Below are 20,427 nucleotides of genomic sequence, written 5' to 3'. Positions count from 1 at the left end.
GTTTCCTGGGCAGAAGGCCGGAAATGGGAATGTCATTGGAGCGCCTGAATATGCAGGTGGCTCGCGCTGTTGGTGCGAGTGATGAACATCAAGAACTTGTGCCCGGCTGTCGCGGTGTAAGATGCGCCAGTGACCTTTGCGAAGCCGGATGTCGTCAGCGCCCCAGCAGAGGCGCCGTTGGTGTATTCGACAACGAAGGAGCCGGGCGCATCCGGCGGCGACAGGGTGTGCGCTCCGTTGTTGACGATGTGCTGGAAATTGCCCGTCGCCGGGATCGGCTTGTAGGAGCCGCCCGAGATCGACCCGACATCTCCACTCGTCGCAGCAAATCCACCTTGAAGCGTCTGGTTTCCATAAATCAGCACCCGCGCAGCAAGGCCGTCAGCCACCTTCTTGAACGTGTCGAATGACGCCGGAGCGTCTTTGATTACTGACAACAAAGTCGCCAGCGGCAGCGAGCAGACTTCGCCACCCACGTTCCGCCAGAACAGCTTGTTGTCGGCTTCGTTGATCGCGACCTCGCCGCTCCCCAAACTAGTCGGCACCTCTCCTTGGATGGTCGATCGCAGCAACTTGATCTTCTGGGGGCGCGGGGATGAAATCGTCCCCGCATCGACCCCGCCCGCCAGCGCGGCGCCAAGCTGTTCAGTTGCCTCGGAAATGAAGGCTGAAAGATTGGCGTTCGCCGCGTCGATTGCTGCGTTGAAGTTGGAGGCGCCTTCGTTGATCGTGACTTGGACGGCCGCTTGCGCATCATGCAGCAGCTGCGTTGCGTCAGCCATCGCCTGTTGCGATTGCTGGATCAGCGGGTTGAACGTGACGTTCACCCGCTGAATTCCGATAGCAATCAGTTCTTGGGCAGCCCGATCGATCTTCTCTGCGTCGCGCTCCCGCGCATCAAGGCGGATGTCGATGTCCTTGAGCCGGACGTTCCAAAACTCGGCGGAGCCGAGGTTATCGCCACGCCACACACGGTAAAGCTGATCGAACCGCTGCATCACATCACCCGATCTTCTTCGCGCCCGCAATCTTGTCCCGGATCAGCTCCGCGACTTCGCCGCTGACCACCACATCGCTGATCGGGCGTAGGATCGCGCCGGACGGCAGCACAGCGAGGCCAGACAGCTTCACCCGATATGTCGCCGCCGGGTCGAACTTGGCCGGAACCTTGCTCAACCCCGCAGCATCGGCGAGCAGCGCGTCCATTGCCGCCCGCTGGGGCATTACCCCCGAAAGATGCGACGTATCCCCTGCAGCCTGCTGGGGGCCGGCAGCAGCGCTTTCATTTGCCATTTCTCACTCCTCTGCTTTCTTGATTGGCTGGGCGCCGATCTACAGCGCCCAGAAAACACGTTCCGCGATGTGGTAGACGGTCGCCGGGGAATTGGTGGTTCCTACCGACACGATCGAGAACGTGGAGGTCGGCGCTGCAAGGGTGTAGTTGCACACGACCTCGTAGCGCATCACCGATGCGTCAACGAGCGTCACCGTGGTCGTCGCCGGGCTGACGTACTGCCCCCCGACACGCAACTGCCCCGAGAACGTGTGCGGCGTCGGGTCGTACCCCTCCAACAGATACTTGACGGTGATGTTGCTGGAAGGCGCCGCCAGAACTTCGGGGGCAGCGATGTGCCGAAACGCGGTCTTGGGACGCGACACGTACACCCGCGACCCCGGCAGCCGAAGGCCGGGCTGCACATCAGAAGTTCCGTTGAACCGAGCGCGGAACTGGCAGAGCGCCGGGGCGCCGTTCAGTGCCGTGAGATTTTCCTTCGTCAGCGGCTGCCACGCACCCGAGCCATTGGCTCGGATTTCATAGATCAGGTCAGTCGATGCCGGGACGATCTGCTGCGCAGTGATGTCGATGTTGCGCAGGCCGCCGTCCAAGTTGATTACGCCAAACTCGATCGTCACCTGGGCGGCGCGGAATTTGGCCGCCCGAACACGGAGCATCAAATCCTTCGTCAGATCGCCGAGGAAGTACACGCCGTCGGTGTTGTAGAAGAACGTCCCGTCCAAATAGGACTGACCGCTGGTCATCCCGACCTTGTGGTTTGCGCCAGTGGTCAACACAACTGCATAGCGCCCCCCCTTCGAGAGGAAGGTCGGCGGGATTTGAGCCGTGTTCCAGCCAGCGACGATGCTCGCATGCGGATAGGCAACGTGCGCGAGCGTCTTGGACAAATCGGGCTGCCCTCCGGTCACCTCGCAGAGCGTTACCCAAATGTCCTCGGCTGCCGCCTTTGACGTGACATAGAAGTCGAGCCCCGTCGCCCACATATCCGATGAGTTAAGGAACGTCTGCGCGACCTGGGCACCGCTGATCTTATGCTCAACGGTTTTCAGCTCCCAATACGGCTCCGCCCAACTGTCGTGCCACCAATAGTCATAATACTCGATGAGATGGCTGTAGTTGCCGTTATTGCCGACGGCAGCCACCGAGCGATAGGTCGAGAAGTTCGGCAACCAGTAAGGCGCGTCGCCGGTAGCCGATGCCGTCTGCCACTGCGACCCGTTCGAGCAGACCGCATAGCGACCGCCGTAACGCAACCGCTCAACCTTCATCTGCTTTTGCTCGAGCGCGTACGTTTGCCACCCGAACTGCCCGAGCGCGAGGTCGGTGTAGAAATCACCTGTCGAGAGCTTGACGACGCTATCGTATGCGGGCAGCAGCAGGCCATTGCTATAAGCGGCGTTCGCATCGTTGGCCGAGAACAGCGAGATTTCGAACTGAGTGGCGTTGGCCGACGGGAAGCGGACGCCCATCTCGACTTCGGCATCGAAGCCAAGGTTCTGGGTGTTGTTGATGTCGCTTCGCGCGGTGTCGGGCCACAGGAAGTAGTCAGCCCCGTATTGAGAGAACGCCTGCGGCAAGCCTGCCTTTTCCTTCACTTGCGCGAGGTCCTGATACAGCTTGACGATGTGGATGTTGCTGCCAGCCATATCGACCCGTTTCGCCAGCGCCGAGATATCGGACGCCAAGCTGTCCACGCGCGGCTGGACGATCGACCGCCACGCTTCGAGCGCCAGCGCCCGCATGTCGAGCCCTTCGGTTGACGCCACCTGATTGCGCGTCAGGGCCGTGATCGACACGACTTGCGTGGGATCGAGCAGGATGTTGGCGATAGCCACGTTGCTCGCAGGGATCGCGGGAGGCTGCGGATCGGCATTCTCCGCGCCGGCAGTGAACGCCAGCACAGCGTTGCGCGCCCGCACAGTAGCAACGGCCCGCGGCTCGGTCTGACCAGTATCGACGTTGGTCAAGAAATCCCGGGTCTCAACATCGGTGTCGGCTTCGACGCCGGATACGGACACGGTCACAATCCGCCGAGCGATGACCGGCAGGAACGACACCAGCAGCTGAGTTGTCGGGGTTGCGAGGTTGTAGACAGCGCCGCCTTGATCATAGAACCGACCGCCCGAGACAATCACTTCGGCTTGCGCGCTCTTGACGACGCCGAAGCCCGAATATCGGCGCGACGCCGTCACCGCATCGGTGACGATGTGGTCGAGCGATTGCTCGGTGAAATCCTGCAAGTTCGTGTGGTCCGCGGCCTGCTGTTCTTGGTAGTCGCGGAACTGGACTTTCTTTTCCATCTCGGTGGACCTCGTTATGGGCGCCCAACAACGAACTTGTCGATGCCGGCAAGGAACGGCTTGTCGGCGACAAAGCGCGGTATCGGGCCTGATTGCAGTAGGAGCTTGTCGGACAGCCGCTTCGCCAGCGAGATCGCATTGCGGACGCGCTGGAACGGCTCAGGATTGCTCGGCAGCCAATAGCGGGCTCCCGGGGTGGTAATGCCCTCGCCAGCGGCGTGCCGGCTGCGGCGGCCAGGGATTGAGACGTGGATGATTGCAGAATGAGCCGGGGCGCCATAGCGCCCCGTCCCCATGAACTGAACGTTTGGGCGTTTCAGGCCGACCGAGCCGTCGAAAACGGGGTAACGATCGAACAGGCGCATCGGCGCCGTCGTCGGCACGAAGTAATTGCGGCGCAGGAACGAACCTGTGCTGCGGTAATAGACAGAGCCGGAGAACACGCCGCGCCCGCGGATGCCGTGTTCCGCAATCCGCTCGGGCTCGGCTTGGACTGCCTGCAATGTGGGCCCCACTGCGATCCGCCATGGCGAGATCGCTTTCGGCGCGATCGTTACCAGCCGGCGCCATGCTTCGCTCGGCACGAAGTAGCGCCGTGCGAACGGCCTATCGCACATCACCCGACGACCGGCGGAGCTGCGGAGATGGAGTTGGAAGTGGCTCCCGAACTCCGTGACGCGCTCGTCTGTTTCCTTGCCGCGGACGACCCACCGAGCTTTCAGCCCCATGTGATCGCGCGCAGTTGATGGCGTCGCAACGATGGCGGCCATATAGAACCGACGCGACTTGACGCGCCCCGATCGGCCGCCGAGGAACGCCTTGTGGGCGGCAGCGGTGCCGGCTTCGCGGAAGGTCCACACGCGGACCTGCGGCAGCTTAGACAGCCAGGCCTCGCGCTCCTCGCGCGTCAGCGCCGGCCCGCTGAATACGCGCGACGGCGGGCGCTCGATGCGGATAACCTCGCCGTCACAGTAACGGACATACTCGCGGATCGCTTTGGCGGTCCCGAGCTTGAAGTGCAGGCGCAGCGATGCGTCGATGACGTTGCGCTTTCGGGATTGCGACCAGTCGCCATTCCACAGCGCGACGGCGCGCTCCCAAGCGAGCAGCGGGACAAATCCGTCCGGCGTCTCATAAGGCCGCTTGAGCAGATCGAGCGGCACCGGCAGGCGCTGCAATCGCGCGCCGGCCGCCGCCAGCGTCTCCATGAGGGGAGACGCATTCGGCGGCAGCAAATGCTCCGCGAACTGGTTGGGCTGTGCCATGGGATCAAATCGTCTGTGTGGTGATGCGGACCGAGCGGAGCCACGGGATTTGCGAGGGGCCGCACTCGATGTCGCCAGCCGGCGCCGTGCGGATCAGGTTGGCGGCGCCAGGGCGCAGCGCTGCACCGTCCATCGCCTTTGCGTAAGCCGTCGCCCCGATCTTGTACCGCTCTGCCCCGTAAGCCCGCACAGCGGCCGTAGCGGCGGCGATCATCGCCGCCGGATCAGGCCCGCGGGGGATTTGCAGCACAGCCTCGTAGTCATAGGCCAAGACCTCGGCGCGGATCACCGACACGATGTCCGTCAGCGACGCGACATCCTCGCGGGTGAAGAAGGCCACAAGCGCATTGATGTCGCTGTCAGGCACCGGCTGCCCATCGAAGCCGGCGACGTACACGTCCACGCGGCCGTCCGCCTTGCCGGAAACGCCAGGGGACACCGGGTTAGCGTCCTTGACTGTCGGGGCGACCGTGCGCGCCCAGTAGATATAGGCCCCCGCGGGGCCGAGCGTTGAGAAGGCGTTCGGGGCAAGCTGGATACGGCTCCGATAGTCTTCGTCGCTTTCCATCACGGCGGCGACCGGCGGCGACGCCGTAGGGTCCGCAGGGGAGCGCGTCAGCCGGAAGCAGTCGTAGCCGGCGCCGATGTGGTCAAGGTCGCTGCCGCTGGCGTATGCCAGCATGCTCGCCTTCGCCTTGTCGTTCATCACGCCGCGAACGATCGTCTCGCGGAAGGCGTAGCTTTCGAGAATGATCGTCATCGGCTCGGTTTCGAGCCCGAGCGTGTCGAACGCCGGCAGGCCGGGCCGCTTCTTGCGGACCTCCTCCCATCGCGCCATCACCCACGCCTTCTGATCGGCAAGGATCGCCTCAAAGTCGAGCTCTTCGACCACCTTCGCCGGGGGCAACAGCGACAGGTCGAGAGTAACGAAACGAGTTGACGACACCGAGACCCCCATCAGGTAGCGCGCCGGACGGAAAAGGAACCGCCGGACCAATCAACGTGAACAGCGCGCATCCCTTCGGGCGTAAGATCGCCTTCCAAAGCACGCGGGCGGTACTCGCCGTCGATGCGGATGCCAAGCACGCCGCGCCGCACCTTCTCAGCGCTGGTCTGCAATGGCGTGATTTTGATGACGCGGAAGCGCGGCTCCCACAGCTCGATGGCCGTGCAAATAGCCGAGTAGATGTTCACGACAAGGCTTGGGACCAAGTTGTTGCCGAGCTGTTTAGGGACCAGCGTCCCGAACCATTCGCGCATAGCTCGTGCGCCGAACCCAGTCGTGAACAGCTCCATCAAGCACTGCACAACATGGTCCCAGCCGTCCAGCAGCCGGCCGGTTTCGCGATCCATTCCAGCCATACTCACACCTTCGCGAATACCTGTTTCGCCGGCTGGTCGGGATCGACCTTTGCCCGCGGCGCGCCCTCGCCCGCGCTATCCAGGCCAAGGAACGTCGCTCCAATCGTCTCGACACGATCGCCCGTGACGCGCAGCTTGATCTGCCCGACCGCGATTTCGACCACGCCGTCTTTGACCGTCAGCTGAACCTTGCCGAATGTCGCCACGACCGCGCCCGGGTCTTTGCTGGGCGCCGGGTGATCGCTCCACCACGTCAGCGGGATAGCGACAGCCTGTTGAGGATCGCCAGCGGGCGAAAGCATCGTCATCTGGGCGCCGACCTGCGGCACGTAATGAACATTCAGAGCGCCATTGCCGAACGCCACCTGCGAATATGGCACCCACGGCCCCAGCATCGGCTCGGCATCGGTGCCGCCGACGCGGAGCCGAACGTGCCAGCGCTTCGCGTCGTCGTCGTATTTGCGCGCCGCGACACGGCCGTGCCGGAACATGCCGTCAAGTTTGCGCTCGATCTCGGCGACGCGCGTCATCAGCTCAAGAACTTCCGCTGGGATCATTGCGTGGCCTCATCCAGCGAGACAGTGACGCCTTGCGCCCCGTCATCCGGCTCGATGACGATTTCTGCCGCGGCGATGCCGTCGGCGGCGTCATCAATCGGCGCTATGCCGATCGCTGCGGCAGTATCCCGGTTGACGCCCAGCGAAGCCGCTGCGCGCCGCCAATCCGGGAGCGGCGGCGTCGCGATCTCGGCGGCGATCAGGCGAGACATCGGCTCCCGATCCGGGATCGCCGCGAGCGCAGAGATCAGACGCGCCCAAGGGCCGCCCGGCGCTGCCGGGGCGCCGAATTCCGGCTCGCTCATCGTCTCGCAACCAATGATGATCTGCCGCGCAGCCCAGCGGACGCCCTTTTCCGCGCTGGCGCCGCGAATGGAATTGATCGAGTTGACGCGCATGACGAACGATCGCCAGAGCTGCGCCCATTCGGTGTCGGCGGCCGCCAGAGCGCGGGTGATTTGCCGGCCCATGATGTTGATCGCGGCCTCAAGGCCGGGGTCAGTGTGCGGGATGACGATTTGCTCGGCGCCGCCCGGCTCGGTTGCCTCCACGCGGCTTGCAACCGAGACCTCGATAACCAGAGAGACATTGCGCTCCCCGTCCAGCAGGTCCATGCCAATTGGCCGACAGCTGTCGTCATCGATATAGACGACGATGACGGGCGCCTTCTCTTTTGTGATGCGCTCGTCAATCGCGTCGATCTGGCTGTCGTAAACACGCTCGTCGGCATACGTAGCGCCGCGCAGCGCATGGATCGTAACAAGCCGCAGCGCGAGATTAACTAGGCTCATTCAGCCCTCGTCTGTCAGGATGAGCGTTACGTCGCCAAGGTCAGACGGCGTAGCGCGTGAAACCGCATAAGTTGGCTGACCCGGCGCATCGAGCAGCGTGACTGCATCACCACGGACAAGCTCGTAACCGAGCGAGGCGTAAACAGCTGCACGAACCCATAGCGTCGTCGGCGAGGTCGCCATCAGGCTCGACCCCTGCATTCTGCCGCCGCGCCGGCCGCGGTCGATCGGGTCCGCTTCCTGCCCCTTCGAGAACACCGCTTTGATGTCCCGCGCCGGCCGGGCGGGATCGGGCGCGCCTTCGGCGTACTCGCTCGCTATCCGCGGCGTGATGCGGACGCGCTCGCCCATATACCCGTCGATCTGCCGCGATATGCGGTCCCAGCGCTCCAAGAATTGCGACATGATAGTCCCCAAGCGCCCCCCGGCCTCATCGGCCGGGAGGCTTTAGCCAGCACACCGATCAGGCGCTTGCCTTGCCCCGCATGAGCACGCGCGGGCGCGTGCAGATCGACAGCGGGTTGGTCTGCATCTCCAACCGGGTCGATTTGCCGTTGTCAGACGGGATCGACTTTGCATAGCGGGGCAACCCGAGGGTGTTGACCGTCTCTTGGTAGTCGGCCGGCGCAAAATAGGTTTGAAACAGGTTCGGGACCCCAACCGGGAAGAAGCGGCATTCGTTCGGCTCGATGAACGGCACGACCGGCGAGCCATCGAAGCCGCCAACCCATCCCTTGTAGTTCTCGAACGTGATGCCGCCGTAATTCAGCGTCTGGAACGCAACGCCGTCACGAAGCGCCCGCCCCTCCTGATATTTGTAGGTTTCGCGAACCTCGTCATGGTCGATCAGCGTGTCCCAAAAGTCATCGCCGGCCATACCGATCACGCCATTGAAGCCCACGCCGCCGAGGTTCTTCGCCAACGTGCGAACGACCTGCGTGCACTTACTGCGAACCTTCGTGGTCCCGGTGGTCAGTGCGAAATTGACCGGGGCCTCGGCCTGGACGCCGAACTCGCTGAACAGGTCATAGATCGTGTTGCCATCGCGATCGAGGATCAGCCCCTTGATTGCGCCAACACGCTGGTGCTCAAGGGTAGCGTCGAGGTTCGCGGTGAACAGGCTCATCCGCCCGGACAGGTAGGTGTCAACAGTCCGCATGCCCATATTGAGGCCGGCCTCGCGAACGTTCTGCACCTCATCGGCGAGAATGTTGTCATCGAGCTGGTAGTGCGGCACGTTCAGCGTGCGGGCGTTGCGGCCCAGCTTCGGCCGGGTCTCGCCGGGGCCGCCACGCGGCGACGGCGCAACGAGGCTCAGCTGCCCAGCGACTTCCTCGATTGCGATCTTCGTCGTCGGGACGGGGATTTCGTTGAACAGCCCGAAGCTGCCAAGGCGGCCAGGGACGAACGGGATTTTGTTGATGCTGGCGGTCAGCGACATAAAGCTGAAAGCGTCGCCAGCGAAGACGTCGAGAATTTCGGGCATTTTTGTCCCTCAAAAAGCGAAAGCCCCGGGCTTTCGCCGCGGGGCTCGCAAACAGGTGGATGGATTGTTGGTAGTTCGGACGCTTAGCGGACGACGATGCCGGCCGCCTTGAGCTGCGCGTGCTTCGCGGCTTTCTTGGCGTCGGTGTCCACACTGGCGTCGTAGTACAGGCCGTGGTGATTGACCTCGGCGTGCCGCATGATGCCGGTCGTCTCTACGTCATGGTCGGTCGCATCGACTTCATCGATCAGACACGCCGAAGCGACTTGCGAGCCATCATTGCCGGCTTCCGGCGACGGCACGTACTTCTCGGACGCGGCGACCATGCCGAGCACAGTGCCGGGCCGGAGCTTGCCCGAGCCCGCCGCGACGGTGATGATGTCGCGCGAGAGCCGGCCCTCGTCGTCTTCGGACAAGATGAAATTGCCCTTGCGGGGACCTTCGGTCAGAACACCCATTGCTCTTTCTCTCCTTGCTTCTCTGGCTCTGCCGAGGATTACTTGCGCGCCGCGGCGACCGCCGCCTGACGGGCGGCGTAAATGCCGCCGAAGTCGATCGATGCGCTCTGCACCGCGGGTTGCGCGTCAGCGCCGACGGGGCCTGCGAACTTCGACATGGCGCGATCGAGCGGCGACTGAGCGGCCATCGCGGGCGCGGTTGCTTCCAGCGCCGGGGCTTTGCCCATCATCGCGACCGCCTGATCTGCGGACATGTCCGTCTCGAAGGCGCAAAAGTGCGCCATGGCCTCGCGGCCCTTGGCGGCTTCCGCGCCCAGGATTGCAGCGCAGCGGGTGCGCTCGGTCTTAACGGCTTCGGCGCGCCCCTTCTGCTCGCCCTCGGCAAAGCCCTCGGCGCGGGCCTGGGCGATCTGCGCGGCGCTGGCGTCGATCACGCGGGCCGTGGCGCCCTGATCCGGGGCATCGGCGGCAGCGTTCACAGCCGCCAAAAGACTGTTGTTCATAGATGGTCCTCTCAGTGGTGGCGGCGCTTGTTGACGGCCGCGATGAAGCTGCTGAACGCAGCGTTGGCATTGCCAACAGCGTCGGCGAGACCCAGGGCAACGGCATCGCTGCCGTCATAATCCTGAGCCTCGGTCGCCAGCGCCGCCGCCGCAGTCAAACGGCTGCCGCGGAAGCGACCAACGTGCTCGGCAAAGCTCTGCCGGGCTTTCCCCAGACCCCCGCGGATGCGGTCCGCGGTTTCCTTCGGGAGCGGCTCATACGGGTTGCCATCGGCCTTATGCTCGCCGGCTGCGAGGATCGTGACGCGAACCCCGTTCTTTGCCAGCGCGGCCGAATAGTCCGCGTGAAGGGTGATGACGCCGATCGATCCGGCGCGGCCGTGCGGCGGCATGATGACTTGCTTCGCCGCGCTGGCGAGCAGGTATCCAGCCGAGAGTGCGTGGTCGGTCAAAATCGCGATCGTCGGCTTGATCTGCCCTAGCTCGGCGATCATCGAGGCCGTCTCGAATGCCCCGGCGACCTCGCCGCCGAAGCTATCAACCTCGAACACGACACCAGCGATCGACTTGTCCAGGGCAGCACGCTTGATCTGCGTCTGTAGCCCCTGGTAGCTCGTCCGCCCCGACGACATCCCGATGAACGCGCCCTTGTGAACGAGCGTCCCTTCGATGCCGATCACGGCGACATTGCCGACGCGATCGAGCGTGTCGATCTTGTTGGCGTCGTAGTAACGCCCCATGCGATCCGAGATGCGCGCGGCGCTCGGCCGCCCGCGCTCGAATGCGACGTGCGCGATCGGAACCGCGCCCTCGAATTCGAGCCCGCCGTCAACAAGGCGTCCGCCGATCGCCGACAGGATCGAGGCCGCCTTGCCCGGGTGCATCATCAGCGGTGTGCCGAAAATGCGTGTGGCAATCTCGGGATAGACCAGCCCATTCATGCCGGCTCCTTTCGCTTCTTCTTCGGCCGCGGTTCTTCGTCGTCGTCAGCCGGCGGCGCCGCGCCGCCGGGTTGCGATCGGAACTGCTTCCAGTCCATCCCGAGCGAAGCGATCTCCTTGCGCTCGCGTGCGGTCTGCCGAAGGTTTTCGAGATAATCCTCGCCCGCCGCTTCGGCGGTTTCCCGCTCAAGCGTGGACAGCCCGCTCGCGATGCGGAACGCAGACGCCTGCGCTTCCTTGAGCGGATCAACCCAGCCGCGGCCGGGGCCGATCCACCGCGCGGCGCAGTAGGCCGCCTTCGCCGCATAGAAGTCAGGCGCGCCGGAAGGGAGCTTGACGCGCCCCTTGTCGATCGCCTCCTCCAACCATGCCGCATAGATCGGTTGGACAGCCTGGGCGACGAAGTGACCGCGCCGCGCGGTGTAGCCGCGCCACACTTCAAGCAGGGCGGCACGGGCGGACGAGTAGTTGACCTGCCCCCAATCCATGGACAGCTGCTCGTAGGACATGCCGAGCGCCGACGCGACATTGCGCAGGCTTGCTCGAACGAAGTGCTCGAACACACTGTTCGGGTGGCTCGGCTTCGTCAGCGTCACCTTCTCGCCCGGGAAGGCGAACGCCATCTTTGCGCCGCCGAGGTTGATCGGTGAGGCGTCGTAATAGCCGAGGCGCTGCGTCTGATACGACGACAGCTCGTCGCCGCCAGCGAGCGCGGCTGCAAACTGCTCGTGGTCGAACGGGCTCTCAACGATCGCCGCCATGACGGCGTTGATAACCGCTGCCTGCAATTCGGCCTCGTCGTAGCGGCCGAGCATCCGAAGCTTCTTGATGATCGGCGCAAGCACCGAGATGCCGCGAACCTGCCCGGCCCGCTCCGCCTCAAACGCATGCACCATCATCCGGCGGCCGAATGTCGTCTCGCGCGCGAAATACTCCCACCGCCAGATGTTCGGATTGTAGACCCCGGCATCGCCGGGATGCGCCATGCGGATGTGATAGCCGATCGGCTCCTCGTGCGCGCCCAGCGCGATACCCATGCGCAGCGATACGGTGTCGATCTGGTTGTGCGGGTTGGACAGCCGATCCGGGTCGATCACCTTGACCGCGGTCGAATAAATGCCGCCGCGCCCGGGTAGCCATTCGATCTTTGCCAGCGCCTCGCCATCCACAAGGCGGTGTCGAAACATGAGCCCTAGATTGCCGGTGAAGCTGTTCCGACGCCCGGCGTCGCAATAGCAGTCGGGGTCGTCAGCCCACATCGAGAACTCGGCCTCGATGTTGTTGGCAAGCTCGTCCGCGGCATCGTCGTCAATGCCAAGGACGCGCGCGATCGGCTTCGACGTCAGCCGAAATTGGGCGCCGATGATCGTGTCAACAACGCGCGTAACGCCGCCCGCCGTCCATCCGTCGTTGCGGACAAGATCGTGGACGCGGGCCGCCAGCGGGTTCCGGTCCCCCATGTACGCGGCATGGGCCGAGTACAGGTTCGGTGTCCAGGCGGCGAGGTCGGGGTCGGAATACGACGCGCCGCGGAAGCCGCCAGCCATGACGCGACCACGGTTGCCAACGCTCCGGATCGGGTCGCCATACTGGTCGAACAGAGCGGTAGCTTTGCTGGACATCAGAACACCACCCGCCGCGCTTTGCCGCGACCGCCGCCGACATTCACGCCTGCCTCGGCCAACTTGCCCCGAAGCTCCGCGATGTAGCCGGCAAGCTCACTAAGCGAGACGCGGCCTGTTTGAACCTCCTTGTCACCGTGGCGGATGCGGTTGACGGACCCGCTCATTCGAGCCTCGTGATACGCCGCCTCAGCTTCGGCGAGCTGCTGCCGCCAAAGCGCGATTTGTTCAGGCGTCGCCATGTTAGCGTCCCATCTGGTTGAGGCGCGCAAGCCCGGCCAAGCCCCGCGGGGGCGCTGCGGCTGGGATGGTTGCGCTGGTTGGTTTAGGCGGCGGCGCGGGCGGCTTCGGCCGCTTCGCGCCATCCCTGAGCATGAACACGCGGAGCAGATACGCCGCGCCGTAGGCCATCGCCTCACAATCGAGGTAATGGTTCTCCCCGGTCCGAACCCACATGAAGCCGCCTTTCGGCTTCGGCACGCGGCTTTCCGCTACTACCTGCTTGCAATATTCGTCCGTCGCATCTTCCGGGATGTGCCAGCCCCCCGGCGAGGCCGCATCCCAAAGAATGCGTCCATGCACAAATGACTTGAGCATGTCCGTATCGAGCAACGCGAGATCGAGCCCGTACTTCGCCTTTTTGCCGCTCGGGACTACTTCGATACGGCTCAGCGAAACGGGCGCGTCACGATGGTCGTACCCTTTCGACGGCAGAGCGATGCGCTGATGCTTCCGACAGAACTCATAGACCATGTGCACAGGCACGTTGTCTTTTCGCCCAGGCCGGAAGCCGGCATCTACAAACGCCTTACGGATAGTTAGCCCGCCGTAGTTGTTTGCAAGCAACCCGGCCAGATCGTCCCAGACGTGCGGCAAGTGCGTGTCGCCCCACAGGACGCCATGCTCAATGAGCCAGCTTTCCTGTCGCGAACCCCAACCGCGAATGACGTAGTGCAGCCGGCGAGCACCAACGTCGATGCCGGCCGTCAGAAACACAACGCCATCCGGCACGTCGCCGGCCTGATACGGCAGCCGAAGCGCCGCAACCTCTGCCCAATCCGGGGTGTCGGCGCCGGTTGGCGTCCACAACTCGCCGAAGTCGGCGTTGACCGCCGTCTGAATTTTCGGGTTCTCGCCGCTCGCCAGCGCTTGGAGATAAGCCTCAGCGCGCTGGCCGATCGTTCTGAATGGCGAGCAGAGCCCGGACACCCAAAACGACACCGTGGAGCTTTCCGGCGGGGCGCCTTCAACTTCCCCAAGGTCGTTGATCGTTTGCCCCGGGGCGACATAGATGCCCTGCGCATTCAGCGCAGCCTTATGGCGTTCCTCTACGACACCCCCGCAGCACGGCGCGGCGATGTACGCCGAGCGCAGCGCTTCGGCTGGCGTCGCATTCTTCGGCCACCGCAACAGCTTCAATCGAGGGATGAACCAGCCGCCGCAATGCGGGCAGCGCCACGTCCAATGATAGCGCGTGCCCTCCTGCCAGAGGCGCCAGATAGGCGAGAACAGATCAGTGGCGGCGGCGACCTTCCAAAATTCAAGGCCGGACTTTTGGTCGATCTCCGTTTCAACGGCCCCGACGGAGGGTGTCGAGGAAACAACCGCGACGAAATCCGCGTATGTGTGGCCTCGGGCCTCAATTAGCCCGAGCGGGTCGCCTTGCTTGCGGACGTTCGCAAGCATTTCGTCGTACTCGTCCACGATGGCGAGCGCCGCCGGGTCCGACTTTAGGGCGGTCGATGATCCAGCATGCGCAAGGCGCACCGGCACGCCGGCAACTAGTTTGCGCGTCTTCCTGTTCGATTTGCCGCGCGTGACCTTGAGTGACAGCGTCGCGGATTGGTCAAACAGTTCGTTCAACCGCGGCTCGAACTGGTCCCGGATAAAGTCGAGCGACGGCCCGGCATACAGGATCGGCGCCGGCTGGGTGTCCAGCTTGCAGCCGATCAGGTCGAGCTCGGTATCGGTTTTGCCCATCTGCGCGCCACAGACGAGCACCGCGCGCTTTGCTGCGCCGATCATCGCGGCCCGGCCGAACGCCACCGTGTATGGCGTTAGGTGAGGATCGCGGCGCCCCGGCACACCGGCAGTCGGCGGATAGATGCGTTGGGTACCCCAAACGTCAGGCGTTACCCTCGCCGCCGGCCGGATGATCGTTTCCAACGACAGGCAGGGAGAGACGATATTCTCGAATGAGATCGGCCACTTCGACGCGGATTGCGTCAATGGAGCCTTCCAGCCGGCGACGCTCATTCAAATCTCGCGTGAATTCGGCGGGCAAGCCCGCGACGCGCGAGATCAGCAAGCCGACCACGCGGTTACACAGGGCGACCGCCTCCTCTGTTGGGAGTAGTTCGCGCTGTTGCCGCGCGATCTTGAGCTCAATTTCTTTTGCGCGCGCATCGCGCACGCGGCTATCTGCGGCCGATTTGCTCGACCGGCGATCTTCGTCCTTAAGGAACTTGATGTATCCTTGAACGGCAGCAACTAACGGGATCACGCCCTTGACAGGTCGTGGCACATATCCCGACTTGATTAGTTGCCGGACGCGCTCGCCTGTTACCATCAGCAAGCGGCCCGCCTGCTCAGTGGTAATCATGCCGGCTTGCGGCGCTTCCTGCTGGCTCGACATTTTTTCGCTAACAACGGTTGAGGAGGTTGAACTTGTTAGTGTTGCGCATAGTGTCGCGACAGCCGGCAAGGCAAGGCCGGACAGATTGGCAAGTAACCGATGACACAGGCAACCAAACTCTCGCGGCTCAAGGCCGCGGCGGATCGTGCCGATTGGCGCGAAGCGCTGCGGATCGCCGCCCGCTTTCCCGAACTTGGGAAGCACGGCCCGGCGATCAAGCGAGCCCACGAGGCGTTCGAAAACGGGCGCTTTTACGAGCAGCTTGGCATGAAGCCCGCGGAACTAATCGCCGCCGGCATCGACGCGCTGTGCAAGCGGTACAGCCTCAACGCAACTACTCACGGGGTTAATACCATGTCGAAGACCTACACCGCCAAGTCCGCAGCCGTGCGCGCCGCTCGCAAGGAGCTGAACAACCCGCAAGCCAAGCCGGGCGAAGATTTCAAGGTCGCAGGCAGCGACGAGCGCGGCTGGCGCTACACGATCCCCAGCAAGGGCGCCGCGGCGCCGGCGGCCGAGCCGGCGGCCGATCCCAAGGCCGAGCCCACGCCGGCTGCGATGCCCGAGCGCGATCCGCTGCAAATCCCGGCGTCGCTCCTGCGCCCGCCGATGACCGAGGAAGAAAAGGCCGCCGTTGCCGCCAAGGCGCGGCGCGCGGCCAGCCCGGAGCGCGAGATCGTGGTGCGCAAGACGCAGGCGCCCAAGGCCCAAGCCGCGAAGGCGCCGACCGACGGAAACGCGCCGCGCGAGGGGACGATCTCCCGCCAGGTCTATGACCTGCTGATCCGCCCCGAGGGCGCGACCACCAAGGACATGAAGGCCATCGGCCTCGTGGACATCAGCGTCCTCGTCCGGGCGAAGAAGTTCGCGAAGTCCTACGGCCTGGAAGTCCGGCACGAGAAAGAAGGCCCCGTGACGCGGGTATATTTGAGCCAGCCCGCCGCGTAATCTTGCCGCGGCTCAATGCGAGGGGGCGCCTGCAAGGGCGCCCCTTTTTCATGCCAACCGCGCGGGGAACTCAATGGACTGCATCTGGCCGCACCGCCGGCACGACACCCTGCGAATGCAGGAGCCGAAGCCCTGAGATAATCGCCTCGAACACGGGCTCGCCGACCCAGATCAAGCGAACGTTTTTTCCGTTTTCGTCGATCAAGCCATGCAGCGAGACCAGAGCGTCGGCGATTTCACCGAATGATGCTTTCGGAAGATCAGACATTGCTACCTTCATCTTCGGCCCAGGGGTCGCTCACCAGATCATCGGCATCTCCTGCCGCATCCAACGCGGCGCCGAGGTCGATCGTCCCCGGTTCGCCCTCACCAAATTCGACATCACCGATCGCGGCCACTGCCTTGACCGGATCGCCCTTGCAGAAGACGAGGACATTCTGGTGCGATTTGCCGAGCTTGCGCGACGCCTGAAATTGCTTGCCGGTGCGGATTGGCAGAGAGCCAATCGCCGTCAGCAGCACAGCCTCGTTGTACAGGCGCAGGCCGGCGCGCTGGAACGCCTCAATCGTGTGCCACGGGAACCCGCGATACATGCCGTCCTTGTCGCGCACATCCCCCACAACGAAGCAAGCGAAGCGATCCGGCTTGAGCAGCTGGCATGTCCGCTCGATGATGTCGGCATAGGCTGCGCGGAAGTCCTCATAGTCCATCGTTGACAGGTCGCGAGGATCGTTGCTGTAGACTTCGAGGTCCGCGTATGGCGGGCATGAGAACACGAAATCAGCATCGACCCCGGCGAGAAGCCCGATGATCTGCGCGCTGTCCCCGCAAACCCAGGTCGGCATGTTGTCCGGCGTGATGCGCGCGGCCTGTTCGTGGTTCGCCTCGATCTGCTCGGCGCGGAGGTCAACGCCGTAGTATTGGCGCCCCAGCTTCGCCGCGACCAAGCCGCGAACCGAGCCCCCAGCGAAGGGATCGACCACGACGCCGCCGGGCGGGCAGAACCAGCGATAGGCCAGCTCGCACAGCACAGGGTCGAACACCGACGTCCCGGTGGTCGGCAACTCGCCGCCCTCGCCCGAATACTTGGGCGCCATCTCGCCGAACGTCAGCCCTGATCTGCCGGCCTTGCGATCGCCCTTGCGCCGAAGCGCGGCAGCAGGCGAAGCGCCGCCCGTGTTGAACGTCTTTGCGTCAGGCTTCCGCATTGGCGCGGCCTTTCCCTTTCTTCCCGGTGCCTTTGACGGGGCGCCCGCGGCTGTCAGACCGAACGATCTTGCCCGTCTTGGGATCGCGCGCCGGCATCAGCGAGCCGCCCGGGGCGACCTTGCTGCGATATGAGCGCCCGCCTTCGCCCTGCTCACCGGCGCTGGCGCCATGATCCTTCGCCAGCGCGCCGCGGCCGAGTTCAGATTGGATGCCGAGGCCAAGCCAAGAGCGCTTGCGCTCCTGCCACCGCCCATCGCGGGCGCTCAGAACTGAAAACGGCGGGACGCCAAACCGCTCCGATAGCCGCCCATGCGATGCGCGCTGCTCGGCCTTGGGATCGACCGGCGCCAACATGGCGTCGATCTCATCCGAGCTAAACCCAAGCAAGCCCGTGTCAAAATCAGCCGCGGCGAGATCGCCGATTTCCAGCTTAAGCAGGTCCTCGTCCCACTCAGCGTTCTCCGCCAGCTTGTTGTCGGCGATCCGATAGGCGCGGGCCTGATCATCGGTCCAGCCGCGCGCAACGATCACCGGCACCTCATCGAGGTCGAGCAGCTTCGCCGCCTCATAGCGGCCGTGCCCGGCAATGATCTCGCCGCTCTCGTCAACCAAGATCGGAGTTGTCCACCCCAGCTCGCTGATCACCGCAGCGATCTGCCCGACCTGCTCCGGCGGATGCCGCTTTGTGTTCCGGGCATAAGGGCGAATGTCGGCGATCGGCCACCGCTCAACTTTGTCGGCGGGCCATGTCTTCTCGATAGTCATCGGCAACCTACAGCAGATTGGCGCCCGGCCGGGACGCAGCACATACCCGGCCGGGCCTTTCGGGCGGCAGCAGTTGCGCCCACGAATGATCATGGAGGCGGATCACCGCCCGGCGGATGGAACGGGTGGCCACCCGCGACCTATGCGTTTTCCGCAGGACAACGCCGCCCGCCTTGCCGCCGCGGCGGTATCACACGGCCGGCCGCCCCCCGCCGACCAAAACAAAACCGATTTTTTGTCCGCCCAACTTTTCAAAAGTATTGGGCTCCTCCCCCGCGCAGCCCCCTCGCCCCGCCACAAGTACCTTTGACGGGGCAGTCGGGGGCGCTGGGCATGGGTTCGCGCTCGGTTCCCTTGAGAGATTGGGGCGGTCGAACGCCCATCAGCGACCATCCTAGGGGTTCTGTGCCCCATGCCCCTCGCGCCTGATGGCGCTGGCATGGGGCAGCCCAAGCCGGAGCCGGCCCCGCTCGTCCTGCGCTGTGCGCATGGGTCATGCGGTTTTGGTGGGGTAAGTGGGGTACCCCCCCATGGGGAGCCCCCTTGGGTGGGTGGTGCCACCGCCCTAGCGCGGCGCGCGTCTGCCAGGGCCAGGGCGAAGGATTGGGGTCCCCTCCCCTCCTATGGAGCAGGATGGCCGCGGCAAGTCCGCCAGGCGGTGGCGAGCTGTTGCCCCGCCAATGCCACCAGATGCTCGGCGCTGCGCACCCCGGCCCAGGCCATCAAGAGGCCGCGGCCCGGCGTCGCCGCCGGCCATGACCCAGCTCCTACACCCCGCCCATCAGGTACGTCAGCTCGTGCATGATGCGGTCCGCCATCCCGCCGGCTGCGCCCTGGAATGCGTCGGCAGTCGCCCCCTGCACCATCTCTGCCGGGATCACCACGCCTGACTTGGCCGTCTTGATCGGCAGCCGGGACTTGCCGGCGCGATACTTCACCTCACCCCCGAATTTCAGCGCCACGCGGGCCGGCCATTTGCCGCCGCGGATGAAGTAATGCGGGAAGCGCGTCAGCGTGTTGTGGGGATACGCGGTGACGCCGGACTGCGTTTCGCGAGATCGGAAGAACTTGAGCCGGACGTCGCCGCCCGCGCTCTCCATGAGGTACTGCATCCGGGCGCCGCCCCCGTTGCTGCCGTCATAAGCGCCGATCCGCTTGACTGCCCGGGCGATCACCTGCCGCTGCAAGCCGGTCTGATCAGTCAGGGCGGCGATGACCTTGGTGCGGGCTTTGTCGCCTTCATGGTTCAGCGCGCGGCACATCGCGAGGCGCGCCTTATCTGATCCCAGCACGGCAACCATGTTGTGGAAGCGCGTAACCTTCGCGGGGTCGAATTCGACCTTGAGTTCCAGCCCGGACATAGCGCCCCCATAAAACGGCCCGCCGCCCGAGGCAAGGCGGGCGGCGGGCTACGGCTTGCCATTGGGTGGTAGCCGAGGCTCAGCGTGGGGGAGAAGGCGGATTGGCAACCGCGCAGCGCCAAGGGGTGGGCGCACGCCCCCCATCGAGCGAGCGCGCGTATGGGGCAGCAAATCGCGGCGCTGGTCAATCGCCCGCGGCGGGGTTGCAACGCGTTATATTGTGTCGAGCACAGCGCTCGCCACCACAAGAAGTATGCGCCTGCCCGGCATTACTTGACGAATGCTGTGTCGCTCGGCACCAGCCAAAAAAATCGGCGCCACGGCAAGGCCGGGCGCCGAAAGCGAAGCGGACGAACGAACCCTAGTCGCCCAGCACCAGGTTCGGCGTACCAGTTTCGAACTGGATGAATTGGTCGCCGAAATCGACGTCGCACAGAGCGCCAGATTTGAAAACTCGAACAACTTCCCCCCGCCGGGCGGCCATATCGCGCTCGCCGGCATCGGTCGTGCTCGTATCCTTGCAAAAGGCGTCGGCGTATCGCACTCGATCGCCTACTCTAAAACGCATGGATTTCAGCCCTTCCTCCAAATCTCGTGCAGGTCGCCGTTGAAGCCGAGCTCGACCAGCGCGTCGCGGATCGGCTCGGTGATTGGGTCGATCCCGATGAAGAAGCCCCGCTCCCGGTGCCAATCGACAACGCGGCGAAGCTCGGCCTTGAAATCATCTGCATTCTCGGCCCACGCGCGGCTGATGTCGCCCTCGCTGTAGCTGACAATTTCCCGGGTGGTCGGGTTGCACCATGTCCCGTAATAGGGGGCGTCCTGTCGGGTGTCGATCTGCGCCCACCCCCTCTCCGGCGAGCACAGCTTGAAATCGAACTGATAGCGATCGCCCATCAGATCGAACGATGCTTCACGCTTCATCGG

The 20,427-nt window shown here is 64.3% G+C and carries 24 protein-coding genes; 1 reads left to right on the top strand and 23 read right to left on the bottom strand.

Annotated elements, in window-relative coordinates; all coding sequences use genetic code 11:
- Window positions 1-32 precede the first annotated feature (32 nt).
- The 17 genes from BJ122_RS03005 to BJ122_RS19510 form a co-directional block, all read right to left on the bottom strand.
- Complete coding sequence (locus BJ122_RS03005) at window positions 33-998, bottom strand: hypothetical protein (RefSeq protein WP_110779677.1); 966 nt, start codon at window positions 996-998, stop codon at window positions 33-35.
- 4 nt (window positions 999-1,002) lie between these two features.
- Window positions 1,003-1,293 (bottom strand): hypothetical protein, encoded by a 291-nt coding sequence (locus BJ122_RS03000; protein ID WP_146227145.1) that lies wholly within the window; start codon window positions 1,291-1,293, stop codon window positions 1,003-1,005.
- Window positions 1,294-1,332: 39 nt separating this feature from the next.
- Entirely contained in the window at window positions 1,333-3,597 is a 2,265-nt protein-coding gene (locus BJ122_RS02995) for a hypothetical protein (RefSeq protein WP_110779675.1), read from the bottom strand.
- Between the two features lie 14 nt (window positions 3,598-3,611).
- The gene (locus BJ122_RS02990; protein WP_110779674.1) at window positions 3,612-4,862 is read right to left on the bottom strand and encodes a phage tail protein I; all 1,251 of its coding nucleotides are present in this window, start codon (window positions 4,860-4,862) and stop codon (window positions 3,612-3,614) included.
- 4 nt (window positions 4,863-4,866) lie between these two features.
- Window positions 4,867-5,820 (bottom strand): baseplate assembly protein, encoded by a 954-nt coding sequence (locus BJ122_RS02985; protein WP_146227144.1) that lies wholly within the window; start codon window positions 5,818-5,820, stop codon window positions 4,867-4,869.
- Window positions 5,820-6,224, bottom strand: coding sequence for a GPW/gp25 family protein (locus BJ122_RS02980; protein ID WP_110779672.1), 405 nt, complete (start codon window positions 6,222-6,224; stop codon window positions 5,820-5,822). The genes BJ122_RS02985 and BJ122_RS02980 overlap by 1 nt, the downstream gene beginning before the upstream one ends.
- 2 nt (window positions 6,225-6,226) lie before the next feature.
- Complete coding sequence (locus BJ122_RS02975; protein ID WP_181418866.1) at window positions 6,227-6,754, bottom strand: phage baseplate assembly protein V; 528 nt, start codon at window positions 6,752-6,754, stop codon at window positions 6,227-6,229.
- A 23-nt stretch (window positions 6,755-6,777) separates the two neighbouring features.
- Window positions 6,778-7,572 (bottom strand): hypothetical protein, encoded by a 795-nt coding sequence (locus BJ122_RS02970; protein WP_110779670.1) that lies wholly within the window; start codon window positions 7,570-7,572, stop codon window positions 6,778-6,780.
- Window positions 7,573-7,977 carry a hypothetical protein gene (locus BJ122_RS02965; protein WP_146227143.1) on the bottom strand — a complete coding sequence of 135 codons (405 nt, stop codon included), beginning with the start codon at window positions 7,975-7,977 and terminating at the stop codon, window positions 7,573-7,575.
- A 58-nt stretch (window positions 7,978-8,035) separates the two neighbouring features.
- Window positions 8,036-9,058: a major capsid protein gene (locus tag BJ122_RS02960; RefSeq protein WP_210205424.1), complete on the bottom strand. Its 1,023-nt coding sequence runs from the start codon at window positions 9,056-9,058 to the stop codon at window positions 8,036-8,038.
- Window positions 9,059-9,141: 83 nt separating this feature from the next.
- On the bottom strand, window positions 9,142-9,516 hold the full coding sequence (locus BJ122_RS02955; RefSeq protein WP_110779668.1) for a head decoration protein: 375 nt from the start codon (window positions 9,514-9,516) through the stop codon (window positions 9,142-9,144).
- Window positions 9,517-9,554: 38 nt separating this feature from the next.
- Window positions 9,555-9,995, bottom strand: coding sequence for a hypothetical protein (locus BJ122_RS02950; RefSeq protein WP_146227142.1), 441 nt, complete (start codon window positions 9,993-9,995; stop codon window positions 9,555-9,557).
- Window positions 9,996-10,030: 35 nt separating this feature from the next.
- Entirely contained in the window at window positions 10,031-10,960 is a 930-nt protein-coding gene (locus tag BJ122_RS02945) for a S49 family peptidase (RefSeq protein WP_110779666.1), read from the bottom strand.
- A complete protein-coding gene (locus BJ122_RS02940; protein WP_110779665.1) occupies window positions 10,957-12,582 on the bottom strand; it encodes a phage portal protein in 1,626 nt (541 codons plus the stop codon). The genes BJ122_RS02945 and BJ122_RS02940 overlap by 4 nt, the downstream gene beginning before the upstream one ends.
- A complete protein-coding gene (gene gpW / locus BJ122_RS02935) occupies window positions 12,582-12,824 on the bottom strand; it encodes a gpW family head-tail joining protein (RefSeq protein WP_181418865.1) in 243 nt (80 codons plus the stop codon). Before gpW ends, BJ122_RS02940 begins: the two co-directional genes overlap by 1 nt.
- A 1-nt stretch (window position 12,825) precedes the next feature.
- Window positions 12,826-14,667 carry a terminase gpA endonuclease subunit gene (locus BJ122_RS02930; RefSeq protein ID WP_283808418.1) on the bottom strand — a complete coding sequence of 614 codons (1,842 nt, stop codon included), beginning with the start codon at window positions 14,665-14,667 and terminating at the stop codon, window positions 12,826-12,828.
- A 40-nt stretch (window positions 14,668-14,707) separates the two neighbouring features.
- Window positions 14,708-15,217 carry a hypothetical protein gene (locus tag BJ122_RS19510; RefSeq protein WP_245407583.1) on the bottom strand — a complete coding sequence of 170 codons (510 nt, stop codon included), beginning with the start codon at window positions 15,215-15,217 and terminating at the stop codon, window positions 14,708-14,710.
- Between the two features lie 99 nt (window positions 15,218-15,316).
- Between BJ122_RS19510 and BJ122_RS02925 the strand changes: the two genes are divergently transcribed.
- Window positions 15,317-16,165, top strand: a complete 849-nt coding sequence (locus BJ122_RS02925; protein WP_110779662.1) for a hypothetical protein — start codon at window positions 15,317-15,319, stop codon at window positions 16,163-16,165.
- Between the two features lie 70 nt (window positions 16,166-16,235).
- Here BJ122_RS02925 and BJ122_RS02920 read toward each other — a convergent pair whose 3' ends face one another.
- The 6 genes from BJ122_RS02920 to BJ122_RS02895 form a co-directional block, all read right to left on the bottom strand.
- Complete coding sequence (locus BJ122_RS02920; RefSeq protein WP_110779661.1) at window positions 16,236-16,433, bottom strand: hypothetical protein; 198 nt, start codon at window positions 16,431-16,433, stop codon at window positions 16,236-16,238.
- Window positions 16,426-17,373 carry a DNA methyltransferase gene (locus tag BJ122_RS02915; protein ID WP_110779660.1) on the bottom strand — a complete coding sequence of 316 codons (948 nt, stop codon included), beginning with the start codon at window positions 17,371-17,373 and terminating at the stop codon, window positions 16,426-16,428. The genes BJ122_RS02920 and BJ122_RS02915 overlap by 8 nt, the downstream gene beginning before the upstream one ends.
- The gene (locus BJ122_RS02910; RefSeq protein WP_210205423.1) at window positions 17,360-18,232 is read right to left on the bottom strand and encodes a ParB/Srx family N-terminal domain-containing protein; all 873 of its coding nucleotides are present in this window, start codon (window positions 18,230-18,232) and stop codon (window positions 17,360-17,362) included. Before BJ122_RS02910 ends, BJ122_RS02915 begins: the two co-directional genes overlap by 14 nt.
- Window positions 18,233-18,906: 674 nt before the next feature.
- Window positions 18,907-19,500, bottom strand: coding sequence for a hypothetical protein (locus BJ122_RS02905; RefSeq protein WP_110779658.1), 594 nt, complete (start codon window positions 19,498-19,500; stop codon window positions 18,907-18,909).
- A gap of 361 nt (window positions 19,501-19,861) precedes the next feature.
- Window positions 19,862-20,044, bottom strand: a complete 183-nt coding sequence (locus BJ122_RS02900) for a hypothetical protein (protein WP_110779657.1) — start codon at window positions 20,042-20,044, stop codon at window positions 19,862-19,864.
- A 29-nt stretch (window positions 20,045-20,073) separates the two neighbouring features.
- A complete protein-coding gene (locus BJ122_RS02895) occupies window positions 20,074-20,424 on the bottom strand; it encodes a hypothetical protein (RefSeq protein ID WP_110779656.1) in 351 nt (116 codons plus the stop codon).
- Window positions 20,425-20,427: the final 3 nt, after the last annotated feature.

This window comes from Rhodopseudomonas faecalis, from assembly GCF_003217325.1.
Lineage (GTDB): Bacteria > Pseudomonadota > Alphaproteobacteria > Rhizobiales > Xanthobacteraceae > Rhodopseudomonas > Rhodopseudomonas faecalis.
This window is presented reverse-complemented; position numbering and strand designations above follow the sequence as displayed.